We start from the raw sequence: 25005 nt of genomic DNA, 5'->3' as shown, positions 1-25005 counted from the left end.
TTGGAGATCCGACCGTGTTGCACCCGGCCTTTGTGGAAATTCACCTGGGGCATCTCCGGCACAACCTGGAGCAGGTGCGCCGGCGACTGGGTCCGGCCGAATTGATTGCCGTGGTCAAGGCCGACGCCTACGGACATGGTCTGGTGCCGGTGGCCCGTACGTTGCAGGAGGCGGGCATGCGCCACTTTGCGGTCGCCCGACTGTCCGAAGCCGTAGAACTGCGAGAGGCCGGCGTTACGGGCACCATATTGCTCCTGGGCCCCGCTTTTCCTGAGGATTTACCGGCCTGCGTGGCGCACGAGGTCGAAGTAACCGTCTCGTCGCCCCTGTTGGCCGAAGCAGTCTGCGCGGCCGCACCGCGTTATGGTCCCCTCCGGGTACACGTCAAGGTCGATACTGGCATGGGGCGGCTGGGGATCTGGCCGGAGGAGGCTCCCGAAATCATCCGCCGGCTGGAGCGAACGCCGGGCGTCACGCTGGTCGGACTGTGCACGCATCTGGCCACGGCCGAGCAGCCCGGCGATCCTTTTGTGCAGGAGCAGCTGGAGCGCTTCGAGCAGCTCTGGCGCCAGGTCGGCGACGCCTTCGCGGTGCGGCACGTGGCCAACAGCGGCGCGCTGTTCACGCTGCCGTCTTCCTACTGGAGCGACAGCCGCCAGCAGGCTCGCATCGGTGCCGCGCTGTACGGCTACCTGCCCCGTCCCGAGCTGCCCGGCGCAGACAAACTGCGTCCGGTCATGCGCTTCGTAGCCCGCATCGTGCAGGTTCGCACCGTGCCGCCGGGTACCACGATCTCCTACGGCCGCACCTGGACGGCCCCCGGCTGGCGCCGTATCGCCGTCGTCGGCGCCGGCTACGGCGACGGCATTCCGCGTCGGCTGTCCAATCGCGGTCAGGTGGGGCTGCACGGGCGCCGATTTCCCATCGTGGGCACCGTCTGCATGGACATGACCATGATCGATCTGGGCGATCCGGAAACCGCCCCGGACGTGCAGGAAGGCGAGCCGGTTGTGTTTTTCGGCGAAGGAGGCCCTTCCATCGCCGAAGTGGCACGCTGGGCTGAAACCATCCCCTACGAACTGAGCTGTGCGGCCGCGCGACGCGTCCCCCGTCGTTATCAGGAACAGCGCCAGTCCGTTTCCTCTTCTGTGGAGAACTTCTGAAGAAAACTTATATTTATAATCCGGCGTTGAAGCGACCGGCTTTTTATTTCCCACCAACAGTTTGTGAATAACCATGCCGCGTACTGTCGAACCCTCGGAGATCAAAATTCTGGTCGTCGACGACGAGGAAGATGTGGTCGAAGTTATCGGCCACTTCCTGAGCGAGGAAGGCTATCAGGTCGAAAAGGCCTACGACGGCGAAGAGGCGCTCAAGAAGGCCACGCCCGAAATCGACCTGATCGTGCTCGACATCATGCTGCCGGGCCTGGACGGCTACGAAGTCTGCAAGCGCCTGCGCTCGCGGGCCGAGACCGAGCACATCCCGATCATCTTCCTCACGGCCAAGAGTGAGGAGGAGGATCAGGTGAAAGGCCTCATGATGGGTGGCGACGACTACCTGACCAAGCCGGTCTCGCCGCAGGTGCTGCTGGCGCGTATCAAGGCCGTGCTGCGCCGCGTGGGCGTCGAGGAAAGCCGCACGCTGAAGGTCAAGGACCTGACCATTTACGAAGACGAGTACCGGGCCTCGCTGCGCGGCCGCGACCTGGGTCTGACCCTGACGGAGTTCGAGCTGCTGCGTTACCTGGTCCGGCATCCGCGCAAGGCGTTCACGCGCCAGGAGCTGCTCGAGCGCATCTGGAAAGATGCAATGATGGTCACCGAGCGCACCGTCGACGCCCACATCAAAAACCTGCGTGAGAAGCTGGGCGACTTCGCCAAGCATATCCAGACGGTGCGTGGCGTAGGCTACCGGTTCGTGGAAGAGGATGAACCCGCCGAAAGCTAAGTTGCGCAGGCGGCCTCGGGGTCCACTACGTCTGGCGTACCGGATCTGGCGCTGGATTTTCCCGCCACGTGCTTCGGTGCGCACGTGGATGTTTCTGACCTTTGCGCTGTTTGTGGGGCTGGCCGTGCTGGGCACCGGGCTGTACACGGGCCTGGTGCTGCACGGCCGGCTCCGCAACACGATGGAACAGACGCTGCGCACGCAGGCGGAGCGCCTGCTCTATCAGGTCGTTCCGGAAACGTCCTCTCACGAACTTCCCGCCACGCTGGCGCTGCTCAGCCGCGTGACCGGACTGCACCTGACGCTGGCCCGGGGCGATTCGGTGATCTGGAACGGCCAGGCCGGACGGCCGATCCTCGAGACCACGCCTCCCCGGCTCGACACGCTGGTCAGCGCCGAGGCGACGGTCCGCTTCTACGAGCGCTTCACCACCGAAGGTCAGGTCTTTTACGTGGTGCTGCACGACCCTGAGACGGGCTGGATCGTACGCGTGGGTCAGCCGACCCCCCTCTGGTATCGGCTGGCTCGACAGATGGAACTCACACTGGTGGTAGGCATGCTGGCGGCGCTGGTGCTGGCCCTGCTGGGAAGCTGGATCGCCACGGAAAAGGTGACCGGCCCGCTCCGTGCCATCCGCAACAGCGCCCGTAACATCATCGAAGGCCACTTCGACGAGAAAATTCAGGTGCATACGCGGGCGGCCGAGTTCCAGGATCTGGCCCACCATCTCAACAAGATGTCCGACAGCTTCCGGGAAAAGATCGCCGAGTTGCAACGCCTGACGCGCCTGCAGACCGAATTCATCGGGAACGTCTCTCACGAAGTCCGCAATCCGATCTTTTCCATCGGGGGGTATCTGGAGGCCCTGGCCTCGCCCACGATGGATCCGGAGACACGCAAGCGGTACGTCGAAAAGGCCCTTCAGAACCTGAACCGTCTCAACAATCTGTTCAACGACCTGATCGAAATTGCCCGCCTGGAATACCGGGCCGATCTGATTCATCCGTCCGTGTTCAATTTGCAGGAGCTGGTCGAGGAAGTGGTCGACATGCTCCGGCCCAAGGCCGAGGAGAAGGGCCTGATCATTCAGGCCGAAAACGACCCGGTCTACGTGCGGGCCGACCGGGAGCGCATCCGGCAGGTGCTGACCAACCTGATCGACAACGCAATTTCCTACACGGACGAGGGCTACATCCGGTGCCGCATCCGGCGGCGTCGCGACAAGGTGCATGTGGAGGTCGTCGATACCGGCCGGGGCATTCCCGAGGAGCACCTGGATCGCATTTTCGAGCGCTTCTACCGGGTCGATCCGGACCGCTCGCGGCGCAGCGGAGGCACCGGACTGGGCCTGAGTATCGTCAAACAGATCCTGCAGGCCCATGGCGAGGCCATTCACGTCGAAAGCACGGTGGGCCGCGGCAGCCGCTTCTGGTTCGAACTGCCCTACGCCGAGGCGGACGAAGCCGTCAGCGCCTGAGCTTTTGCACCACTGTCCCCTGCTTTGTAAATTAGAAGTGTGGGTACTGGCTCGGGTATTGACTGCTGGAACGTGCGTTACGCCCCACACGTTTGCTTTCGGGACTGGCTGCTCCTCGCAGCCCATGGTGGTGCACCAACCCTTGAGACCTATGCCGCGAAAAAAGAAAGCTGCACATACGCTTGAAAAAGCGCTTCCAGTCACAGGTGCCAACGGCCAGCACGTGGCCGAGCTTCCCGTACTGGCCTATGATGGCGATCTGGACATCCGGCCGGTCGGCCCGGCCGACTTCGACGCCGACACGCTGCTGCGCGTCTATCGCACGATGCTGCTGGCGCGGCGGCTCGATGAAAAAATGCTGACGCTGCTCAAACAGGGCAAAGGCTTCTTCCACATCGGCGGGGCCGGTCACGAAGCCGCCCAGGCGGCCGCCGGCCTGCTTTCGAAGCCGGGCTTCGACTGGTTCTGGATGTATTACCGCGACCTGTGCACGTACCTGATGCTGGGCGGCCGCCCCGAAGACGTCCTGCTGGCCCACCTGGCCAAAGCGGACGACCCCAACTCGGGCGGCCGGCAGATGCCCGCCCATTACAGCGACCGCGCCAAGAATATTGTGACGCCCTCCTCGTCGGTGGGTTCGCAATTTCTGCCGGCCCTGGGCCTCGCCATGGGCATTCAGCGCCGGGGTGAAAAGGCCTACGTCTACTGCTCGGCCGGCGAGGGGGCCACTTCGCAGGGCGCCTTCCACGAAGCGCTTAACTGGGCCGCCCGTATCAAAGCGCCCGTGCTGTACTTCATCCAGAACAACCGTTACGCGATCTCCGTCCCGATCGAAGAGCAGACGGCCGGCGGCAATCCCTACAAACTGGGCGCCGGTTACGAAGGGCTGGCCCGCATCCATGTGGACGGGACGGACTTCTTCAAAGCCTACGCAGCCACCCGGGCGGCGATCGAGCACATCCGCGCTGGCAAAGGACCGGTGCTGCTGGTGGCCGACGTCGTGCGCCTGCTTCCCCACTCTTCCTCCGACAACCACGCCAAATATCGCCTGCCCGAAGAGCTGGAAAAAGATCGCCAGCTCGATCCCATTCTGCGCATGGAGCAGGCACTGCAGGAGGCCGGCCTGCTCGATGCCGAGCAGATCGAGGAAATCCGACGCGCGGTGCGCCGTCAGGTTGATGAGGCCGCCCGCTGGGCCGAAAAACAACCGGACCCGGATCCGAGCACGGCCACCCGCTACGTGTACTTCGAGGGCACGCTCGATCTGGAATACGAAAAGAGCACGCCCTCTGGACCGCCTGTGGTGATGGTCGACGCCATCAACCACGCGCTGCACGAAGAGATGGAGCGCGACGAGCGCGTGATCGTCTACGGCGAGGACGTGGCCGACCCGAAAGGCGGTGTGTTTACGGCCACGCGGGGGCTTTCCAAGCGCTTCGGCTACGACCGCTGCTTTAACTCGCCGCTGGCCGAAGCCTCTATCATCGGCACGGCCGTCGGGCTGGCCGCCTGCGGCTTCAAGCCGGTCGTGGAGATTCAGTTTGCCGACTACATCTGGCCGGCCATGCAGCAGCTCCGCAACCAGGTGGCCCCCTTCCGGTATCGCTCGAACAACGCCTGGGAGTGCCCTATCGTCATCCGCGTGCCCTGCGGCGGTTACATCCACGGGGGCCTGTGCCACTCGCAGAACATCGAGGGCATCTTCGGGCACATGCCGGGCTACAAGATCGCCATGCCCTCGAATGCGGCCGACGCCAAGGGGCTGCTGAAGACGGCCATTCGCATGCGGGACCCGGTGCTCTTCCTGGAGCACAAGGCGCTCTACCGGGCCGCCGCCGCCCGCACGCCGGAGCCGGACGCCGACTACCTGCTGCCCTTCGGCAAGGCCCGAATCGTTCAGGAAGGCACCGACCTGACGATCGTCACCTACGGGATGATGGTGCACAAGTCGGTCAGCGTCGCCCGCCGGCTGGCTAAAGAAGACGGCGTCTCGATCGAAATCATCGACATCCGCACGATCATCCCGCTGGACATCGACACGATCCTGGATTCGGTCCGCAAGACCAACCGCGTGCTGGTGGTCTACGAAGACCACGAGTTTGCCGGCTTCGGGGCCGAGATCGCCGCGCAGATTGCGGCCAAAGCCTTCGAGTACCTGGATGCGCCGGTGCAGCGCGTGGCCGGCGCCTTTACGCCCATCCCCTTTGCCGATCCGCTGGAGCGAGCGGTCCTGCCACAGGACGAAGACATCCTGCGGGCGGCGCGGGCGCTGCTGGCCTACTGACAACCGGCCCGCCTGTCAATAAAAAAGCCCGAACCGTGTCGGTTCGGGCTTTCTGTTTTGCGCGGAATCTAACCGGTCAGTTGTCGTTCAGCCCGGCGCAGGCTTCGACTTCCTTGGCCTTTTCGGTCTGGTCGGTCTGCACGTAGGCCTGGAAGAGTGCCCGGCAGATCGGCTGCACGTTCTCGCCACGCACTTCCATCAGCGCGCGCGCCCGCTCCAGCGGCGGAATCGCCTGTGTAAAGAGTTGCCGACGCTCTTCAACGAGCCGGGCAATTTCCCCCTCCAGTTGTTGCTGCTGCTCTCTGGAAAGCTTGCTCCGATTTGCGCGCAGACTATCGTCCAGCGCGATGGCCCGGTCGTTCACGTCCACTGCCTTGTTGATATAGGCCGCCCCCAGGTTGTAGAAGGCGTTGGCATACTCTGGATCCAGCTCGGTAGCCTTCTTCAGGTGCTCGATAGCCTCATCGTAACGGCCGGCCTCCAGCAGCAGCGAGCCGTAATTGTAGCGATAAAGCTTGTTGTCCGGCTCCTTCTCCACGGCCTCTTTATAGACGTTCATCGCCTCCTCTACCTTGCCGGCCTGCACATAGGCGTTGAGGAGCTGGGACTGCACCTCGGGATCGTCCGGGTACAGCTCACGGGCCTTTTCCAGCACCTCCAGTGCCTTTTCCGGCTGCTGCTGGAGCCGGTACAGGTCGGCCAGAATCAGATAGGTATCCTTCGAGTTTTCGCCTTTGGCGATGGCCGTCTCCAGCGGCGGAATCGCCTCGGCCTGACGGCCGGCATTCAATAACGAGAACGCCTGGTTCACGTAGGCACCGGCCGAGTCGGGCTGGATAATCGTGGCGTTCTCGAAGTAGGAGGCGGCGTGCAGGTAGTAGGTCGAGTCTTCCCGCCCCCGGTTGAAGGCATTCACGCCGTTCTGGAACTCCCGCACGTAGGCAAAGCGCAACTGATTGAGCACGCTCTCCTGGAGCTTGGGGTCCAGTTCCACGGCTTTCTGAAAGGCCGCTACCATGGCCCGCACCGTATCCTGACGCGTCTCAGGATCGAGGTTCTGCTGGTTGGCCAGAATGTCCAGGATGATGCGGCCCTTCAGTTCGTAGGCTTCGGCATTCTGTGGATTGCGCTGCAGTGCCTTTTCGACGTTCTCCAGCGCCCGCGCGTAGTCTTTGTTGCGGAGGTCCAGCTTGGCCCCTTCGATGTTCGGATCGCTGGAGCAACCACCGGGACCGGCCAGCACCAGAAACAGTCCGATCGCCAGCAGCCCCCCGAGCGAACGCTTCCAGGCAGGTTGCATCGTGTTCATGTTGCCCTCGGCTTTACAGTTGACAGAAGATCACCTCGGCGCCTTAATGGCTTTTCATCTAAAAGAGGAAATTAACGACAGAATGGCTCCGGCACAACCGCTCGTCGGTATTCTCCCATTTTTGAGAAAGCGGTTCTTTCGACAGAAAGACCGACGCGGATGCCCCGAGAATTTGTCTTTTTTACGTCCGCGTGTGTCAATCTGACGCATTTTCCGCCATGGCATGGCCGTTGATAAATAGCAGGGTGCCTTCGAAAGAAAACGACAACCAAACGGAGGAGGGAGCCATGACGAGCCTGGTTCGCTTTTCGCCGATGACGGAGCTGCGTCGGCTGCAGCGTGAGATGGACCGCCTGTTCGATACGTTCTTCGGGCGTGAAGTGGAAGCGGCCGAAGAGGCGGCGCCGGTGACCTGGGTGCCGCGGGCCGACCTGGCCGAAACGGACGATGCCTACCTGATCCAGCTCGACGTGCCCGGCATGAACAAGGACGAGCTGTCGGTGACCTACCACGACGGCACGCTCACGGTCAGCGGTGAGCGGAAGTCGGAGACCAAGGAAGAGAAGCCGAACTACATCCGGGTCGAGCGGAGCTACGGCCGCTTCTATCGGAGCTTCACGCTCCCGAAGGCGGTCGATGAAAAGAACATCGAAGCCAAGTACGAGAATGGCGTGCTGACGATCCGCGTGCCCAAGGCCGAAGGCAGCAAGGCGCGTCGGATCGAGATCAGCTAAGGCGTGGAGGTTTCGGCAGGGCGGGGCTACCGGATGTCCGGTAGCCCCGTTTTTTGTTCAGTCGTCGAACTGCACCTCGCGCCGGGGCAGAATCAGCGTGAAGGTGCTGCCCTGTCCGGGCGCGCTGGTTACTTCCAGACGCCCACCGTGCGCGCGGGCGATGGCCTGACTGATGAGCAGCCCCAGCCCGCGGGAGGTGCCGTCTTCCCGACGCCCGTAAGGTTCAAACAATCGGGCCTGCTGCTCGGGCGAGAGGCCGGGGCCGGTGTCCTGCACCCGAATGCGGATTTCGGTGTCGGTCGCCTGTGCTCCCAGTCGGACTTCGCCGCCGGCGGGCGTGTGGCGCCGGGCGTTGTCGAGCAGGTTGTCGAGCACGCGGCGCAATCGGGCGCCGTCGGCTTCCACCACGGGCAGCGCCGAGGGCCAGTCGGCCTGCAGCGTCAGGCCCGCCTGCTGAAACAGGCGTCGGTGCGCCCGGAAGGTTTCGTCCAGGAGCTCCCCCAGCGGTACGGGCTCCAGCTGAAGAGGTGGTTCGGGGCGCTCCAGCAGGCTGAGTTCGAAGAGCGCTTCGACCAGTCGCTGCAGATGGCGTCCGCGCTCCTCCACCACGGCCAGCGCTTCGGCGACGGCCGAAGTGTTGCCCTGTTGCAGCAGGCGCCGGGCCTCTTCGGCATAACCCAGCAGGGCGGCCAGCGGCGTGCGCAGGTCGTGCCCGATTCCGGCCATCAGCTCCCGCCGCATGCGGTCGGTCTCCTCCAGCGACCGGATGCTCCGGGCCACGGCCTGCGCCATTTCGTTCACTGCGCGGGCCAGACGCCCGAACTCATCGTCGCGCGCCACCGGGAGCCGCGCCTCCCAGTCGCCCGCCTGGATGCGCTGTACCTGGGCGACCACCCGGCGAAGCGGCCGCACCAGCTGGCGGGTGAAAAACGCCCCCAGCAGCAGCGCCAGTAATACGGCCGCGCCCAGCGTGACGGCCAGCGCCCGGTAGTAGGCCTGCTGCGTGCCGGCCAGCTCGCGGGCCAGCGACCGCCGGAGCGGATACACCACCACGGCGCCCACCTGCTGCCCTCCCAGATCGTACAGCGGGGCCATCCCCCAGCCGTCGCCTTCCAGATGCACCACAAGCGTATCCCGACGAAGCCAGAAGGTCAGCGCGGTCGGCAGCGCGCGGGGCATTTCCGGATACGGCCCGAACAGTTCCGAGTCGGGCCGGGCGACAAAGACGGGCTTCCCCAGCGTATCGACCAGCCATACGGGGTCCGGAAAGCGGGCCCTCAGGTCCAGTTGCAGCGGAAGGGGTAGCGTGGCCAGATCGCCTGCACTCAGATCGGCCCGGCGCTCGATCTCTTCGGCCAGAGCGTCGAGCCGGAGCCGAATACCCGAAGCGGCCAGCTCCCGGCTGCGCGTCTGCGCAAAGTAGGCGCTCAGCCCGACGGCCAGCAGCGCCACCAGCACCTGCGCACCGATCAGGAGTGCGGCCACGCGGCCGAACACCGAGCCGCGCCAGCTGCTCATGGCTCTTCGCTCGATTGAAACTTGTAGCCGACGCCCCAGACCGTTCGGATGTAACGCGGCGCGCCCGGGGTGGGCTCGATCTTGGCCCGAAGTCGCTGGATGTGCGAATCGACCGTCCGCGCATAGCCGGGATAGTCGATGCCCCAGACCTCGCGGAGCAGTTGCAGCCGGGTGAACGGCCGATCCGGATGCCGGGCCAGAAACAGCAGCAGCTCGAACTCCCGGACGGTCAGGTGTACGGGCTGTCCGTCGCGCCAGACCTGCCGTCGCACCGGATCGATGCGCAGTCCGTCGAACTCCAGCGGCGCTTCTTCGGCCGTCTCCCGATCCAGTTGCAGCCGACGCAATCCGGCCCGCACGCGCGCCACCAGTTCGTTCAGGCTGAACGGCTTGGTCACGTAATCGTCGGCCCCGACTTCCAGCCCGACCACGCGATCCAGCTCGCTCGAGCGCGCCGTGAGCATCAGCACGTACACGGCCGGATGGCGCGCCCGCAACCGGCGACACACCTCCAGCCCGTCCATACCCGGCAGCATCAGGTCCAGTACCACCAGGTCCGGCGGCCGTGCTTCCAGCGCCTGCAGCGCCTCCTCACCCGTGGCAACGGCCTCGACCGTATAGCCCTCGGCCGCCAGTCGCTCCTGCAGCAGCGCCCGCAGCGGCGCATCGTCTTCGACGATCAGAATGCGCGCGCTCATTTTGCTTTACCGGCTGCTTTCCTGCCTAAAAAACCGCAATCGCCCCGGCAAAAGGTCCCACCGCTGCAAAGAAGCCGAACTTTTGTCACAGTTCTGCCATATCTCGAAGCGCTCACCGGCATTGAATACCGTGGGAAGCGACCGGACCGCGATGCGTTACGTGCTCCATCTCGTTACGTTTTTCCTGCTGACCACGACGTGCGTCGCGGCGCAGGCCGCCGACACGCTGTGGGCGGCCTGGTTGCGCGGGCAGCGTGCGGCCTGGCGGGACTGGGAGCAACTTTCCGTCGAGGTGGAAGGGCATCACGTCATCGACGCTCCGTATGGCGTGCGCCGCGTGCGTTTCATCGTCGAAGCGCACATTACACCGGAACGCATGGAGCGCCGGGTCCGGTTGCTGGAGGTGGACGGTCGGGCCATGCCGACCGAAGCTTTCCCGCGGATGGTGCGCCCAAAGCCGCGCTGGCTGGAGCCGTTGCTGGACCGCTGGCCACCGTTTCGTCTGCTGGCCGGGCTGCGTCCGTGGGGGCCGGCCGTTGCCGACTCGGTCGATCGGGTGGCCTGCTGGCGCCTCGACCTGCAACCGCCCGGCCGCCCGCCCGTCGAGCGCATCACGCTCTGGTTTGCCCGCGACGACGGCCGCCTGGTGCAGAGTCGGCTGCTGCTGCGTGGCCCCCGGATGTCCGTCCCGGCCCGGCTCCAGACCCGCTTCGCGCGCATCGAAGGCCGCGATCTGCCCGTGCACCGCCAGCTCACCTGGCTGCATCCCGTGCGCCGGCGCATGCGTCGCTACACGCTGCTGATCACGCAGGAGCTTTTCTATCGCGACTACCGGTTCGAACCCGCCGGAATCCCCTGAGCATCCCCGGCGTACGCTGGCGGTATGCGTACGCCGACGTTCGCCGAGTGCATTGCCCTGCTGCGCCGACGGCTGGCCGGCCCCCTGCCCGGGACCACCGCCCAGCTTCAGATGGCGCCGGAGTACCGGCAGACGCCCGAGCAGCTTCGCATCGAGGGGAAGCCCTGTCGGGAGGCCGGCGTGCTGGCGCTGCTGTTTCCCGAGCAGGAACGCCCGCACCTGCTGCTGGTCGCGCGTCCCTCCCATCTGAAAGAACACGGCGGTCAGATCGGCTTTCCGGGCGGACGACGCGAGCCGGGCGAAACCCTTCAGGAGACAACCCTCCGCGAAGCCCACGAAGAGCTGGGCCTGCCGCCCGAGCAGATCGAACTGCTGGGTGCCCTGACGCCGCTCTACATACCGGTCTCCAACTTCTGCGTGCATCCGTTCGTCGGCGCCATTGCGCCACTGCCAGAGCTGCACCCCTGCCCCGAAGAGGTGGAAGCCGTGCTGCGCGTGCCGCTGGCCGCATTGCTGGACCCGGCCAGCCGGCGCCGGGAGCGCTGGACGATTCGCGGACGGGACGTAATGGTGCCTTTTTTCGAGATAGGCTCCTATCGCATCTGGGGTGCCACGGCCATGATGCTGGCCGAACTGCTGGCCCTGCTCACCGTGGATTAGCCGAGAGACCGGCCTTTTCGGCCACCTCGCGCCGGAGCTTCTGATAGATGGCGGTCAATCCCCGCAGGCGTTGCATGCCCAGCAGCGGTGCGATGCCCAGCCGGTAGAGCAGATCCTCGGGCGCCTCCAGCACGACCTCGGGCGGCTCGCCGTCGAAGGCTTCGACCAGCATTGCCGTAAAAGCCCGGGGCGTCGGCGCCTCGCGCGGCACGTCGGCATAGATGCGCACGCGGCCGTCCTGCACCTCCGGCAGGAAGAAGACCGGCGACTGGCATTCGTGCACCATACCCAGCCCGGCATCGCGTAACGGCACGTACTCCGGCGGAAGCGGCGGCAGCCGCTCGGCAAAGTCCAGCAACAACTCCAGCCGCTCGGCAGGCTCGGCCTCCTGAAACAGTTCGAGCAGGGCGTCCAGCTTTCGCATAAGCTTTTTTGTTTTTTCAACAGAGACGCGTCACCAACGGTTTTTGCTCCAACAGAAAAGCCCTGCCCCAAAGAGTGCTGGAGCAGGGCTTTTTTTTCAACGGGATAGCGCTCAGGATTGTGCCGCTTCAGGGTCGCCCTTCTCGATGGGCACGCCGACCAGGTTGCCCCACTCGGTCCACGAGCCGTCGTAGTTCTTGACGTGCTCGAAGCCGAGCAGGTACTTCAGCACGAACCAGGTATGGCTCGAGCGCTCCCCGATCCGGCAATAGGTGATCACCTCATCGTCGGGCTTCAGCCCTTTCTCCCGCAGATAGATGCGTTCCAGCTCTTCCCGTGGCTTGAACGTGCCGTCTTCACGGACAGCCATGCTCCAGGGAACGTTCTTCGCGCCGGGGATGTGTCCGGCCCGTAACGCCCCTTCCTGTGGATAGTCGGGCATGTGCGTGAGTTCACCCCGATACTCGGCGGGCGTCCGTACGTCGATCAGCGGCTTGCCGGCCCGCATGTGGGCCAGCACCTCTTCGCGGAATGCCCGGATCGACGGATCCGGCGCTTTGGCCCGGTAGGTTGTCCGCGGAAACGACGGCACCTCGCGGGTCAGCGGCCGCCCTTCAGCGATCCATTTCTGACGCCCGCCGTCCATGATCGCACACTTTTCGTGGCCGAAGAGCTTGAAAACCCAGAAGGCATAACAGGCCCACCAGTTGTTCTTGTCGCCGTAGAAGACCACCAGCGTGTCGTTCGCGATGCCCCGTGAAGCACAGAGTTCTTCGAACCTTTCTTTCGAGATGTAATCCCGCACGATCGGGTCCTGCAGGTCCTGCACCCAGTCGATCTTGACGGCGTTGGGAATGTGGCCGGTCTCGTAAAGCAGCACGTCCTCGTCGGATTCCACAATTCGGACGTGCTCGGTGTCGTTCAGATGCTCGGCCACCCAGTCGGTCGATACCAGCACCTCGGGATGCGCATACGCTGCCATGGCTCTGCTCCGGTTTGATTTCGGCTTTGCCTGTTGCCATAAAGAAAAGCGCCCTCGACAGCAGCCGAGGGCGCGGGAGTTTTCACAAGATCCTACATGGCTTATGCGGAGCAACAGCCTCCCACCGTCGCCCTCGGTGACCTGCAACAACAGCAACGGCCGCTACACATTCCGAAGGCGCGCATGGGGATCGGACGTCTGTTTGGCGCTGCTAAAAAACGAACGCGCCTTGAAGAAGATTCCGGAAACCTGTCTCCATGGATTGCCATTTCAGGCCGGCTCCAATCGGTCGATGTTCAGCAAAAAGTTCAACATGCAGTCGTTCAGCTTCGAGCCCAGCCAGTATCCGGATTACAAACCGCTGGAGGCCTACGGCGTCATCGGCGACAGCCGGACGGCCGTCCTGGTGGGCGCCGACGGATCGATCGACTGGGCCTGTCTGCCCGACTTCGACAGCCCCGCCCAGTTTGCCGCGTTGCTCGACCCGAAGGCCGGACGGTTTGCCGTCCGGCCGCTGGCTCCGTTTCGGGCCTGGCAGCGCTACGAGCAGGGCACAAATGTGCTCGTGACGGAATTCCTCACGCCGCAAGGTCGGGTGCGCGTGCGGGACTTCATGCCCTACATGCAGCGACGCCGGACCCCGACAGCCGAAATCTATCGCCGCATCGAATGCGTCGAGGGGCACGTCGATCTGGAAGTTCTCTTCGAGCCGCGATTCGATTACGGGCTGCAGGTACCGGAATTTGAAGCCTCGCCGTACGGCGTGCTGGCCCGACACGGCGACGAAACGCTGGCGCTTTCCAGCGAGATACCGCTGCGTCTGGAGGACGGCCGGGCCGTCGGGCACCTGCACATGGAAGCGGGCCAGGATACCTTTCTGGTAGCCGACTGGGGCGCCGCCCGCGTGCATCCGGTAAGCAGCTATCAGCCGGATCGGCGGCTGTGGAAGGTGCGCACGTTCTGGCGAAGCTGGATCGATCGCCTGGACTACCACGGCCGCTACCGGGACGTCGTCGAGCGCAGCCTGCTGACGCTCAAACTGCTGGTCTATGAACCCACCGGTGCCATCGTGGCGGCGCCAACCACCTCGCTGCCCGAGTGGCCGGGCGGCTCCCGCAACTGGGACTATCGCTTTTCCTGGGTGCGCGACTCGGCCTTCATTCTGCGCGCGCTCTTCCAGGCCGGCTACGTCGAAGAAGGGACGGCTTATCTGGACTGGCTGCTGGGCCAGTGCCTCGAAGGCCAGCCGTTGCGGGTGCTCTACGGGATCCGCGGCGAGCATGGCATGCCCGAGCGCACGCTGCCGCTCCGGGGCTACCTCGACTCGCGCCCCGTGCGCATCGGCAACGAAGCGGTCGAGCAGTTTCAGCTCGACATTTACGGCAGCTTGCTCGACGCCGCGCTGCGCTACGAGCAGCACGGCGGCCTGCTGACCATCATCGAATGGGAACGGCTGCAGGCGCTGGCCGAAGAAGTCTGCCGCCGCTGGCGCGAGCCTGACTCGGGCATCTGGGAAGTGCGCAGCGGCGTCTTCCATTACACCTACTCCAAGATATGGGCCTGGGTGGCGCTGACGCGCGCGGCGCAGCTGGCGCGCCGCCTGGGCGCCGACGCCCCGGTCGAAGCCTGGGAGCGCGAGGCTCATACGATCCGAGAGGAGGTGCTCGAAAAAGCCTGGAATCCGAAAGTCGGCGCCTTCACCCAGTACTACGGCGCGGAAGCACTCGACGCCTCGGTGCTGATCATGCCGCTGGTCGGCTTTCTACCGGCCACCGACGAGCGCTTTCAACAGACCGTACAACGCTGCCTGGAGCGACTGGCGGCCGGTCCCTTCCCGCTCCTCTATCGCTACCTGAACGACGACGGCGTCGGTGGTCCTGAAGGCGCTTTTCTGCTCCCTTCCTTCTGGCTGGTAGAAGTGCTGGCGCTGGCCGGCGACCTGCGCCGGGCCCGTGCTGCCCTGGACCGCCTGATCGAGCGCATGAACCCGCTCGGTCTCTACGCCGAAGAAGTGCACCCGGAGACGCTGGCCCTGCTGGGCAACTTTCCGCAGGGCTTCAGTCACCTGGGCCTGATCAACGCCGTCTTTCGACTGGAAGAGCTCAAGCGGGTGCAGGAGGGCTGGTGAGATACTGCCGGAGGTAGGCCACCACGGCCGATTCGTCCGGCAGGCGATAGCGGGCGGCGGTCGCTCCATCGCCCACTTTGATCGTAACGCCTCGCTCGGCCAGCGCCCGGAATGCGTCCTCGTCGGTCGTGTCGTCCCCGATGTAAACGGGCGTCCGATCCGGCCACTGCACGGCCACGGCCCGCACGGCCGTGCCTTTGTGGACGTCGCGCGGTCGCAGTTCGATCACCTTTTTGCCGCGGATCACCTCGAGCGTATCGGGCACCTGCGCCAGCCAGGGCTCCAGGGCCCGGAGCACCGCCGCTTCGTCCGGCGCCTGGCGATAATGCAGCGCGAACGTTGGCCCTTTGTCTTCGATCCAGAGGCCGGGCACATGCGGAATGGCCGCCCGCAGCCGGGCCAGCTCCCGCCGCACCGCCTCGGGCACGACAAATTCTCTGGGACCGCCGATCTGTCCCCGTTGCAGCCCGTGGAGCCCGATGGCCGGAAGCGGAACAGGAAGCAGTTCGTCCAGATCTTCGAGCCGGCGCCCCGTGACGATCCAGACCGGATGGCGCCGGCGCAACGCCTCCAGCAGTGCGGGCACTTCCGGAAGCGGTCGCGCCTGCTTCGGATCCGGCGCAAACGGCGCCAGCGTTCCGTCGTAGTCCAGAAAAAACAGCGGCTTTTCGACGCGTGGCGGAAGGGTCATGGTCGCTCAGACTTCCGAAGGGCGTTGCTGCATGGCTTCGAGGAACCGGCGGGCCCAGTGGTGCACGTCCAGCTCGCGCACGGTCCGCTTCAGACAGCGAAACCGCTCGATCCGCTCCTCGACCGGCATCTCCAGGGCCGTCCGGATGGCCTGCACCATGCCGTCCCGGTCGTAGGGGTTGACCAGCACGGCCTCCCGCAGCAGATGGGCCGCGCCGGTCAACTCCGAGAGCACCAGCACGCCACTCCGACTGGCCGCAATGAACTCCTGCGTGACCAGGTTCATCCCGTCGCGCAGCGGGGTAATCAACGCCACATCGGCCGCCCGGTAAAAGACGCAGAGTTCCTCCTGCGTATAGGTGCGATAGCGGTAGTGCACGGGCACCCAGCTATCGCGCGCAAAAAAGCCGTTGATGCGCCCCACGGCCTCGTCCACCTCGCGTTTCAACTGCTGGTAGGACTCCAGTTGCGTGCGGCTCGGCGTGGCGACCTGATAGAACGTGACGCGGCCGTGATACGCCGGATACTCCTTCAGAAACTGCTCGAAGGCCAGCAGTCGCGAAAGAATTCCCTTCGTGTAATCGAGCCGATCGATACCGATGAGCAGCCACTCGGCATGCATTTCTTCCCGAAGCCGTTCGGCCTCGCGACGCACGTCCTCCCGCTCCGCGAGCTGTTCGAAGCGGGCGACGTCGATGCCGATCGGATGCGCCTCGACGCGCACCTCACGCCCCTCCCAGAGCACCCGGTTGTCTTCGATTTCGGCGCCGAGCAGGTAGCGCGCGCTTTCCAGAAAGTTTTCGACATACTCCTCGACGTGGAAGCCGATCAGATCGCATCCCAGCATACCCTGCAGCAGCTCCCGCGACCAGGGCAGGATGCGATAGACCTCCATGGCCGGCCAGGGAATGTGCCAGAAGAACGAGATGTTCGCGTCGGGAATGGCCTGGCGTACCAGGTGGGGCACCAGCATCAGGTGATAGTCGTGCACCCAGATGAAATCGCCCGGACGGTAGGCGCGTACGATGGCCTCGGCAAAGCGCCGGTTGACCGCGCGGTAGGCCTCCATGTAGGCCCGCTCCAGCTCCAGATGCTGCAGCATGTAGTGGCAGATGGGCCAGAGCACCCGGTTGGACATCCCCAGGTAGTAGTGCGTGCGCTCCTGCGCACTGAGCGGGATCCGCTGGATTTCCAGGTCGGGCGCCTCGGGCGGGTAGGGCTGGCGCGTCGGCGCCTTTGCGTCTTCCTGCATGGCAATCCAGACACCCCCCTGCTCCTGCAGCACGGGTAACAGGGCGGTGGCCAATCCTCCAATGGCCGGGACCCAGCCTTCGTCCTCCGTGTGACGCAAAGGGGCCCGGTTGGCCGCAATGATCAAACGCACGGTTCTGATTCGCTGATGCTTCTGAAGATCGGGAAACGCAACGCAGCGGCGGGTCAGCGCGCTACCACGAACGTGTACTGGACCCGCGCATAGCTTCCAAAGACACCCCGCCCCCCTTCTACATGTTCCAGCACGGCCGGGATCTCGCCGGGCGAGAGTGTCGAACCGCCCTGCTGCACGCTCTGCGTGCGGATCAGATCGTACAGGTTGTCGTCCAGCGCACTGATCGTCACCCGATTGGGCCCGTAGAAAAGCACGGCCAGCCAGGGGAGCTGCAACCGGAGCGTACCGTCGGGCAATTCCGTGTAGTTGGCCTCGTTCAGAATGGGCGAACCGCTCACGCGCAGCTCCTCGAGCGTGAAGGTGCTGTCTTCGTAAAGCGCCCGGCCGAAAGGCGTCAGATTCTCCTCGGTCGGTTCCAGCGCCTCGGTGGTGATGATGTAGACGGCCTGGCGGCCGGGATATTCGCTGCGCGTCATGATCAGCTCCAGACGCACCTCGCTCTGGTAGCGCACCGCGTCGAGATTCGCCCCCAGCACCCGGAACGTATCGGGCACCGTGGTTTCGGCCGTCAGCAGCGTGCCGTCGGGCATACGGGCCTCCAGCCGGTAGGTGCGTAGCGGCCGCACCCGCGCCTCACGCACCAGCGGCACGGGCACGTAGTAGCCCGGCGAATCCGGGTGTTCCTCGTACGGATACCACCGCTCGGGCAAGCCCTGTTCGTCCAGCAACGCAATGCGCACCTGCGCGCCCCGCACCCGCACCGAGTCGGGCACGTAGACGGCCTCGATCGGGAGCGTCCGCGTCAGCCAGACCGGCTGCAGCGGCTCGCCCGCAATCTGGTACGACTCGACCACGTACTCGGGCGTGAATCGGACGGGTTCGACCTGATCGCAGGCCGCCCATCCCAGCATGCCAATCAATACCAGCCAGAGAGCGCGCGGCATGGCTCAGAACCGTAAGGTGAACGACAGGTTGGGCAGCGGGATCGGAATCTGAGGCACCTCGTTGCGCTTGACCGTTCCTTCCCGCTCGAATTCGAAGAAGTAGAACCACAGGTTGCGCCGGGCATAGGCGTTCAGCACCTGAAACTGAAGCATGTAGTCGGCCAGGCCGAAAAATCGCCCGCGGCGCGTCAGTCCCACGTCGAGCCGGTGATAGGCGGGCAGGCGGGCATTGTTGTAGCCGGGCGTCAGGATCACGCTGCGCGTGTCCGTGCCGAACGGGTCGTGCGTGAGCCGGTACTGACCCGACGGCTCCGTATAGGCCTGCCCGGTCGCATAGGCAAAAACCGTCGAAAGCCGCCAGTGGCGCGACAGGTCGTAGCTGACGACCAGGCTCAGGTCGTGCGTCCGGTCGTACTTGGGCGGATAGAACTGCGGGCGGCCGCGTTCGTCCAGGTTGACCCCCGGAAAGCGGCGGCGCGTGCGGCCCCACGTGTAGCCCAGCAGACCTGTCAGGCGCCCCACCGAGCGCTGCAAGAGCACCTCCACCCCGTAGGCGTAGCCATCGCCCACCCGGAACAGCTCGCGGTAAGACAGCCCGGCCACGTCGGGCAGGAAGGGATCGAACTCGAACAGCGCCCGCATCGTGCGGTAGTAGGCTTCCAGCTCCACGTTCACCCCGGCCAGCGGCTCCCACTTGGTCCCGAGCACGAACTGATCGCCCCAGGCCGGCCGCACCCCTTCGTCGACGGTGAGCCAGACGTCGAAGGCCGTGATCAGCTCGCTGGAGATGAGCGTCAGGTACTGGTAGTAGCGGCCGTAGCCGGCCTGCAGCCGCACGTTGGACCGGGGCCGGTATTCGAGCGACAGACGCGGCTCCAGCCGCACGTATTGCCCGCGCCCGAAATAGCTCAGCCGCAGTCCGCCCTGCAGCACCCAGAAGGGCGACGGCCGGAAGGTCTCCTGCAGGTAGAGCGCCCCGTAGAGCGCATCGATCGACGCCCGCAGGCCTTCTTCTTCGTCGAAGCGATCCTGCAGGCGAAAGCGAAACAGCCCGCCCCAGTAGCCCAGCTTCAGCGCGTGCTTGTCGCTCGGGAAGTATTCGAAGTCGCCGCGCACCGACCAGTCCGTTACCGTGTTCGTGCGCTCGAAGGGCGTCCCGGCCAGCTCGAACGTGGGCAGGCTGAAGTAGTAGGAGCCGGTCAAGCGAAAGCTCGAAAACAGTCGCTCCGAGAACAGGTGCGTCCACCCCACCGTGGCCGTCCGGTTGCCGTAGGCGACGCGCACCTGGCTATCTTCGAGAAAAGGCAGCTTCAGCACGTCGGTCCCTGCGTAGAAGGCCAGCGAGAGCCGGTCGTTGGCCGAAGCGTCGATGTTCAGTTTGCTGTTCAGGTCGTAGAAGTAGAAGCGGTCCGGGGCGCCCTCGACGTTCTGACTGCGGAGCACGGCCAGCAAGGGTTCGATCGTCGATCGCCGAAAAGCGATCATCCAGGAGCCCCACCGATACGGGCCTTCCAGCATCAGCCGTGAGGCCAGCATCCCGATGCTCAGGCTGCCCCGGGTCTGGTTGCGGTTGCCGTCCTTGTTGTAGACGTCGAGCACCGAGCCGAGGCGGCCGCCGTACTCCGCCGGATAGGCACCTTTGTAGAGGCGAACGTCCTTGATCGCGTCGGGATTGAACGTCGAAAAGAAGCCGAAGACGTGCGTGGGATTGTAAACCGTGGTGCCGTCGAGCAGAATGAGCGTCTGGTCCGGGCTACCGCCGCGCACGTACAGGCCGCTGGAGTAATCCGAGGCCGCCTTGACGCCGGGCAGCAACTGCAGCGTTCGGAACACATCCGGCTCGAAGGCGGCCGGCAGTTCCTGCACCAGGCGGGTTTCGACCTGCGTGACGCTCAGGTTGCGGGCTTCTTCGAGCTCCCGTTCGGCCGTGACCACCACCTCGCCGGTGGTCAACGGCTCCGGCTCCAGTTCAATGTCCAGACGTCGGGTTTCGCCGGGCTGCAGCGTCAGTTCGATCTGAAAGAGACGGTACCCCAGATAGGAGACGGCCAGCGTGTAGGTGCCGGGTGGAATCCCGGTCAGCGAGTAGAAGCCGGCCGCGTTGGTGGCCGTGCCGTAGGGCGTGCCTTTAAGCACGACGTTCGCGAAAATGAGCGATTCGCCCGTGGTGGCATCCCGCACGAACCCGCTGATCGTGGCCGGCTGCGCCCGGACACCTCCGACCAGCAGCAGCCCGATCAGCACAGGCCAGCAGATTCGATGCATAGACACGTCGGTAGGTCAGCAGCGCCGGCTCCTTTGACGAAGAGGACTCCATTCCGGTTGCACGTCGGAGCGGACCCGTGGTGATGCTCCGGCGTACATCTCGGGTCCGGTTTTTTACAGCCCACACCATGCGCATTCCGGAGGAAACCATCGAAGCCATTCGCGCAGCCGTCGACATCGTCGAGGTTGTGGGCGAGTACGTCTCGCTGCGCCGCCGGGGGGCCAACTGGTTCGGGCTGTGCCCCTTCCACGAAGAAAAAACGCCTTCCTTCAGCGTCAATCCGCATCTGGGCATCTTCAAGTGCTTCGGCTGTGGGCGCGGGGGCGACGTGTTCGCCTTCATCCAGCAGATCGAGCACGTCAGCTTTGTGGAGGCCGTGCGGATGCTGGCCGAACGCGCCGGCATTCCGCTCCCCGACGGCGAAGAGGAGGCCGACGATCCGCGCCCGGCCCTGTACCATGCATTGCGCTTTGCGGCCCGATTTTATTTTGAACAGCTGACGCAATCAGAAGCCGGTCAGGTCGCCCGCGCCTACCTGAAACAACGCGGCATTCATCCGGAAGCCGTCCGCCGTTTCGGGCTGGGCTATGCGCCCAATGCCTGGGATGCGTTGCTGAAGGCCGCCACCGAGGCCGGCATTCGTCCCGAGGTGCTCGAACAGGCCGGGCTGGTGCTTCCGCGCAAGGAGCGGGGCGGCTACTACGACCGCTTTCGCCACCGCCTCATGTTTCCGATCTTTTCGCACACGGGCCGCGTGGTGGGCTTTGGCGGACGCCTGCTGGAGCCCGATCCCGAGCAGCCCAAGTACATCAACACGCCCGAAACGCCCGTCTATCATAAAGGCCGTATTCTGTACGGGCTCTACCAGGCCCGCCAGGCCCTGCGCACCCAGGAAGAAGCCATCCTGGTGGAGGGCTACACCGACGTCATTGCGCTGCATCAGGCCGGCATCGAGCACGTGGTGGCCACCAGCGGCACGGCACTCACCCCTGATCAGGCGCGGCTGCTGGCGCGCTACGTCCGTCGCGTGGTGTTGCTTTTCGACGCCGACGCGGCCGGCCAGCAGGCGGCGCTGCGCAGTATCGAACTGTTTCTGGAGCGCGGGTTGAACGTCTACGTCGTGTCGCTGCCCCCCGGCGAGGACCCCGACTCGTTCGTGCGGGCGAAAGGTGCCCGGGCCTTTCAGGAATATCTGCGGCAGCGTCGCCGCGACTTCGTCATCTTTCACTACGAGCTGGCCCGCCGTCAGGGACGACTCGACACGCCCGAGGGCGAGGCCGAGGTGGCCCGCACCATCGTGAGTGCCATTGCGCGCCTGCCCGACCCGCTGCTGCGCGAGCCCTACGTGCGCCGCGCGTCCGAGCTGTTGCGCATCCAGCAGGTTCGTCTGCTGGAGATCCTGGAGGCTCAGCTCACTCCTTCTTCCCGCGAGGCGTCGCCACCCGCTCCGTCGCCCTCCACCCCGCCGCCGGCTGCGCCGACATGGCACGAGGCCGAGCGCCTGCTCGTGCGCCTGATGCTGGAAGAAGGCCGGCCAATGGTCGCCTTCGTACTGGGCCACATGGCCCTGGAGGAGTTCACCGAAGGTCCGCCCCGGCAGCTCATTGCTCGCCTGCTGGAGCAGTACGAAGCCGGCGCCGTCGATGCCCGGCCTTTTCTGGAGGGACGCTATGGCCCTGAACTGCAGCGCCTGACCGTCGAGGCGCTCATGGAGCCCTACGAACCCTCCGAGAACTGGGAGCGCAAAGGCATTTCGGTTCCCCGCCTGCGCGACCGGGCCTACGAGGCGGCGGCCGACGCCATGGTGCGCCTCAAGCTCCAGCGCATCGATGAGATGATCCACCGGCTCAAAGAGGAGCAATTGCGCACCCGCCACGACGAAGCGCGTGTGCGCGAGATCATCGCCCGGTTGAACCACATCCTGCAACTCCGCCGCCAGATCGAACGCCGCGCCTTTCTTAATCCGGAGCTGCTGCCCCGCAACTGACTCATGCGCCATTGGCGCATTTCTTTTTTGCCATTTCGCCTTCCCGCATATTCCGCATGCCTTCAAGTTTTTGAGCGACAGGTATCCGTGGCCGTTAGCACCCGACTTGTCAAAAGACGGCCGCGATTCGGGACAGACTCACCCAAACTCCCAAGGTACGATGATGCGACGGCTACTCCTTACGGCCGGGTTGATCCTGCTCCTGCTTCCGGCCTCGCAAGCCCAGAACGCCTGGATCAACGAATTCCACTACGACAACGCCGGTGCCGACGCCAACGAATTCGTCGAAATCGTCCTCGAAAATGCCGGATCGTTCGATCTGAGCGATTTTACACTGGTCCTCTACAACGGCGCCAACGGTGAGGCCTACGGCACCCACTCGCTCGACACCTTCACCGAAGGGGTGACCGATGGCAATTACACGCTCTACTACAAGTACATCGCGAGCATTCAGAACGGCACGCCGGACGGGCTGGCGCTCTGCTACCAGGGCAACGTGATCCAGTTTCTCAGCTACGAGGGCGCTTTCACCGCCACCGATGGCTGCGCCGCCGGCACCACTTCAACCGACATCGGCGTCGCCGAAGATGGGACGGGTTCCTCGTCTGAATCATTGCAACTGATTGGCTCTGGCTCGGAATACGATGAGTTTTCAGGATGGGTTATCGCAACCGCTTCGCCGGGCGATCCGAATACAGGGCAGACGCTGATCAGCCGCCCGGTGGTCAACGAAACGAAAGGGTTGAGCTACGAGACGATTCAGGAAGCCATCGACAATGCCGATCCGGGCGATGAGATCACACTGGCTCCGGGTGTTTATACCGAATCCATCACCATCGACCGTCCCATTTCCCTGATCGGTATGCTGGAAGATTGGCTGGCCAAACGCGCGCGCAGCCGCCCGGCGCCTCGCCGCACGCAGAGCGTCGGCTGCAGCCTGCCCGTGGTGATCGACGTCTCGGGCAATGCCATCGGCATCAATATCACAGCCAGCAATGTGTATCTGGCCGACTTCTGCATCACCGGAGCCACCAACGCCAACCTCTACACGAACTCGGTGATCTCCAACCTGACCCTTAGCAACATTGAATCGGTCAATGCCGGTCCCTACGGGCATGGGCTGGATCTTCACAACGACGCGGTCGTCACCACGCTGAATATTTACACCTCCTATTTTGCCGGCAACTTCATTGGCATTCGCATCCGGGGCTCGCTCGATGGTGGCGAAATCAACGGCTCGTTCTTCGAACAGAACCGACACAGCGGCCTGTACACCACCCACGGGAGCGACGCCACCGGAAGCACCTATGTACGGTACCTGAACATCTTTAACACGGGCTTTTATGACAACCCCTGCAAGGCCGTCTATGCCGAGAAGCTCTCCCGCACGCACTTCCTGAACGTAGAAGTCCAGCATAGCGGAACGGCCGCCGATGCCGACTGCGCCTATCCCGAGGCCATCGACATCAACCTGAAATATGGCAGCTACGAGCGGCTGCGTTTCGAACGCGTGACGGTTACCGGTTCCATCGGCGAAGGCCTCCACATCAAGGGCCGCGCCGACTACGGTAATGCTTCGGTGGATGACGTGGTGATCCAGGACAGCTACTTTGCTGGCAACAGCATCGGCGTGGCCATCGGTGGCAATGTGGGACAGAGCTGGGGACTTTCGATCGTGAGCAGTGCCATCGTCAATAACGGCAACGAGCCGGACCGCTACCTCTACAAAGACAACACGCCCACCAGTTACGCTACCCGGGGCGGCGTGCTGATCTACGACGTGCCGGATGACGCCTGGATCGATGTCGGGTACAACTGCATCGTTAACAACGGCACGGTCGAATACAACGGCACCTATGGCTTCGGCCTGGCCAATGTCAGTGATGCCACGGTGGAGGCGGTGAATGTCTGGTGGGGCCAGCCCACGGGACCCGTGTTCTTCACGGGTACGTTTACGGAAGGCAACTATGTGTTCGGCAATGTCCAGACCAGCCCCTTCGCCACCGAACCCCATGCCGACATCGAGGGCTGTGGTGGCCCCACAGGCACCTGCACGCTGGCCACGCTGGGCACGCTCCAGAAGCTGAACTCCAGCACCGGGCGAGCACAGATTCTGGGACCGGACGGCATTCTGGTGGTGCAGAACAGCCCGCTCCAGCCGAACGTCAACCTGCAGCTCGTAGGTGTGACGGACGGTGACGGCAATTCGGTCTTTACCGAGACCTCGCCGGGCGTCTGGGAGTACACGGGCGGAGGCCAGCCACCTACCGAAGCCTGGGCCTACTATCAGCGGATCGACACGAACGACCCCACCAATCAGTTCTTCCTGCAGGTGTCCACGGTCTGTCCCTCCGAGTCGGACGGCACGCTGGAGGCACACCTGGACCCGCACTTCAGCTTCCAGGACGCGCTGCCCACGACGTTTGCCGTCCACGGGGCTGCTCCCAATCCCTTCCACACCCGCGCGACGCTTGCGGTCGAACTGCCGCAGACGGCCCGCGTGACGGCCCGGGTGTTCGATCTGCTGGGACGTGAGGTGGCCCGAATCACCGACAGGGAACTGCCGGCCGGCACGCATCGGCTCGTATGGGAGCCGAACGGCCTCTCGGGCGGCACCTACCTGCTGCGCCTGGAAATCCGCGAAGCCGACGGCAACTACCACCGGCATACACAGCTGCTGACGTTCGTTCGGTAAGTTTCACATATAAC

The 25005-nt window shown here is 64.4% G+C and carries 19 protein-coding genes; 10 read left to right on the top strand and 9 right to left on the bottom strand.

Annotated features, from left to right (window positions below; all coding sequences use genetic code 11):
- Nucleotides 1–14: 14 nt before the first annotated feature.
- The 4 genes from alr to GYH26_RS15440 all read left to right on the top strand — a co-directional run bounded on the left by alr (nt 15) and on the right by GYH26_RS15440 (nt 5711).
- The gene (gene alr, locus GYH26_RS05245) at nt 15–1163 is read left to right on the top strand and encodes an alanine racemase (RefSeq protein ID WP_161540761.1); all 1149 of its coding nucleotides are present in this window, start codon (nt 15–17) and stop codon (nt 1161–1163) included.
- A 73-nt stretch (nt 1164–1236) separates the two neighbouring features.
- Nucleotides 1237–1950, top strand: a complete 714-nt coding sequence (locus GYH26_RS05240) for a response regulator (RefSeq protein ID WP_161540760.1) — start codon at nt 1237–1239, stop codon at nt 1948–1950.
- 76 nt (nt 1951–2026) lie between these two features.
- On the top strand, nt 2027–3427 hold the full coding sequence (locus tag GYH26_RS05235) for a sensor histidine kinase (RefSeq protein ID WP_242006604.1): 1401 nt from the start codon (nt 2027–2029) through the stop codon (nt 3425–3427).
- 151 nt (nt 3428–3578) lie between these two features.
- Nucleotides 3579–5711, top strand: a complete 2133-nt coding sequence (locus GYH26_RS15440; protein WP_161540759.1) for an alpha-ketoacid dehydrogenase subunit alpha/beta — start codon at nt 3579–3581, stop codon at nt 5709–5711.
- A 76-nt stretch (nt 5712–5787) separates the two neighbouring features.
- Here the strand turns inward: GYH26_RS15440 and GYH26_RS05225 are convergent, their stop codons facing one another.
- Complete coding sequence (locus GYH26_RS05225) at nt 5788–7020, bottom strand: tetratricopeptide repeat protein (RefSeq protein ID WP_161540758.1); 1233 nt, start codon at nt 7018–7020, stop codon at nt 5788–5790.
- A gap of 287 nt (nt 7021–7307) precedes the next feature.
- Here GYH26_RS05225 and GYH26_RS05220 point away from each other — a divergent pair, with 287 nt between their 5' ends.
- Entirely contained in the window at nt 7308–7754 is a 447-nt protein-coding gene (locus tag GYH26_RS05220; RefSeq protein WP_161540757.1) for an Hsp20/alpha crystallin family protein, read from the top strand.
- Nucleotides 7755–7811: 57 nt separating this feature from the next.
- On the opposite strand, the gene GYH26_RS05215 is transcribed toward GYH26_RS05220, so the two are convergent.
- Together GYH26_RS05215 and GYH26_RS05210 are read right to left on the bottom strand one after the other, a co-directional pair.
- Entirely contained in the window at nt 7812–9272 is a 1461-nt protein-coding gene (locus tag GYH26_RS05215) for a sensor histidine kinase (RefSeq protein ID WP_161540756.1), read from the bottom strand.
- Nucleotides 9269–9970 carry a response regulator transcription factor gene (locus GYH26_RS05210; protein WP_161540755.1) on the bottom strand — a complete coding sequence of 234 codons (702 nt, stop codon included), beginning with the start codon at nt 9968–9970 and terminating at the stop codon, nt 9269–9271. The genes GYH26_RS05215 and GYH26_RS05210 overlap by 4 nt, the downstream gene beginning before the upstream one ends.
- 151 nt (nt 9971–10121) lie before the next feature.
- Here GYH26_RS05210 and GYH26_RS05205 point away from each other — a divergent pair, with 151 nt between their 5' ends.
- Together GYH26_RS05205 and GYH26_RS05200 are read left to right on the top strand one after the other, a co-directional pair.
- The gene (locus GYH26_RS05205) at nt 10122–10829 is read left to right on the top strand and encodes a hypothetical protein (RefSeq protein ID WP_161540754.1); all 708 of its coding nucleotides are present in this window, start codon (nt 10122–10124) and stop codon (nt 10827–10829) included.
- Nucleotides 10830–10853: 24 nt separating this feature from the next.
- Nucleotides 10854–11489: an NUDIX hydrolase gene (locus GYH26_RS05200; protein ID WP_161540753.1), complete on the top strand. Its 636-nt coding sequence runs from the start codon at nt 10854–10856 to the stop codon at nt 11487–11489.
- Here GYH26_RS05200 and GYH26_RS05195 read toward each other — a convergent pair.
- Both GYH26_RS05195 and GYH26_RS05190 read right to left on the bottom strand, forming a co-directional pair.
- Nucleotides 11476–11913 (bottom strand): SufE family protein, encoded by a 438-nt coding sequence (locus GYH26_RS05195; protein WP_161540752.1) that lies wholly within the window; start codon nt 11911–11913, stop codon nt 11476–11478. The genes GYH26_RS05200 and GYH26_RS05195 overlap by 14 nt on opposite strands.
- Nucleotides 11914–12024: 111 nt before the next feature.
- A complete protein-coding gene (locus GYH26_RS05190) occupies nt 12025–12894 on the bottom strand; it encodes a sulfurtransferase (protein ID WP_161540751.1) in 870 nt (289 codons plus the stop codon).
- 229 nt (nt 12895–13123) lie between these two features.
- Between GYH26_RS05190 and GYH26_RS05185 the strand changes: the two genes are divergently transcribed.
- On the top strand, nt 13124–15022 hold the full coding sequence (locus GYH26_RS05185) for a glycoside hydrolase family 15 protein (protein WP_242006603.1): 1899 nt from the start codon (nt 13124–13126) through the stop codon (nt 15020–15022).
- Here GYH26_RS05185 and otsB read toward each other — a convergent pair.
- From otsB to GYH26_RS05165, 4 genes are read right to left on the bottom strand one after another with little or no spacing between them, the layout of a single operon-like run.
- A complete protein-coding gene (gene otsB / locus GYH26_RS05180; protein WP_161540750.1) occupies nt 14997–15713 on the bottom strand; it encodes a trehalose-phosphatase in 717 nt (238 codons plus the stop codon). The two genes, GYH26_RS05185 and otsB, sit on opposite strands and share 26 nt — an antisense overlap.
- Before the next feature lie 6 nt (nt 15714–15719).
- Nucleotides 15720–17090 carry a trehalose-6-phosphate synthase gene (locus GYH26_RS05175; RefSeq protein ID WP_161542369.1) on the bottom strand — a complete coding sequence of 457 codons (1371 nt, stop codon included), beginning with the start codon at nt 17088–17090 and terminating at the stop codon, nt 15720–15722.
- A 59-nt stretch (nt 17091–17149) separates the two neighbouring features.
- Entirely contained in the window at nt 17150–18043 is an 894-nt protein-coding gene (locus GYH26_RS05170; RefSeq protein WP_161540749.1) for a DUF4249 family protein, read from the bottom strand.
- A 3-nt stretch (nt 18044–18046) separates the two neighbouring features.
- Nucleotides 18047–20308 (bottom strand): TonB-dependent receptor, encoded by a 2262-nt coding sequence (locus GYH26_RS05165; protein WP_161540748.1) that lies wholly within the window; start codon nt 20306–20308, stop codon nt 18047–18049.
- A 128-nt stretch (nt 20309–20436) separates the two neighbouring features.
- Here GYH26_RS05165 and dnaG point away from each other — a divergent pair, with 128 nt between their 5' ends.
- Together dnaG and GYH26_RS05155 are read left to right on the top strand one after the other, a co-directional pair.
- Complete coding sequence (gene dnaG / locus GYH26_RS05160) at nt 20437–22296, top strand: DNA primase (RefSeq protein WP_161540747.1); 1860 nt, start codon at nt 20437–20439, stop codon at nt 22294–22296.
- Between the two features lie 160 nt (nt 22297–22456).
- Entirely contained in the window at nt 22457–24991 is a 2535-nt protein-coding gene (locus tag GYH26_RS05155; RefSeq protein WP_161540746.1) for a hypothetical protein, read from the top strand.
- The last annotated feature ends 14 nt before the right edge of the window (nt 24992–25005 follow it).

This window comes from Rhodothermus marinus, from assembly GCF_009936275.1.
GTDB lineage: Bacteria > Bacteroidota > Rhodothermia > Rhodothermales > Rhodothermaceae > Rhodothermus > Rhodothermus marinus_A.
The sequence above is the reverse complement of the archived record's forward strand: the minus strand, read 5'-3'. Positions and strand labels throughout refer to the sequence as shown.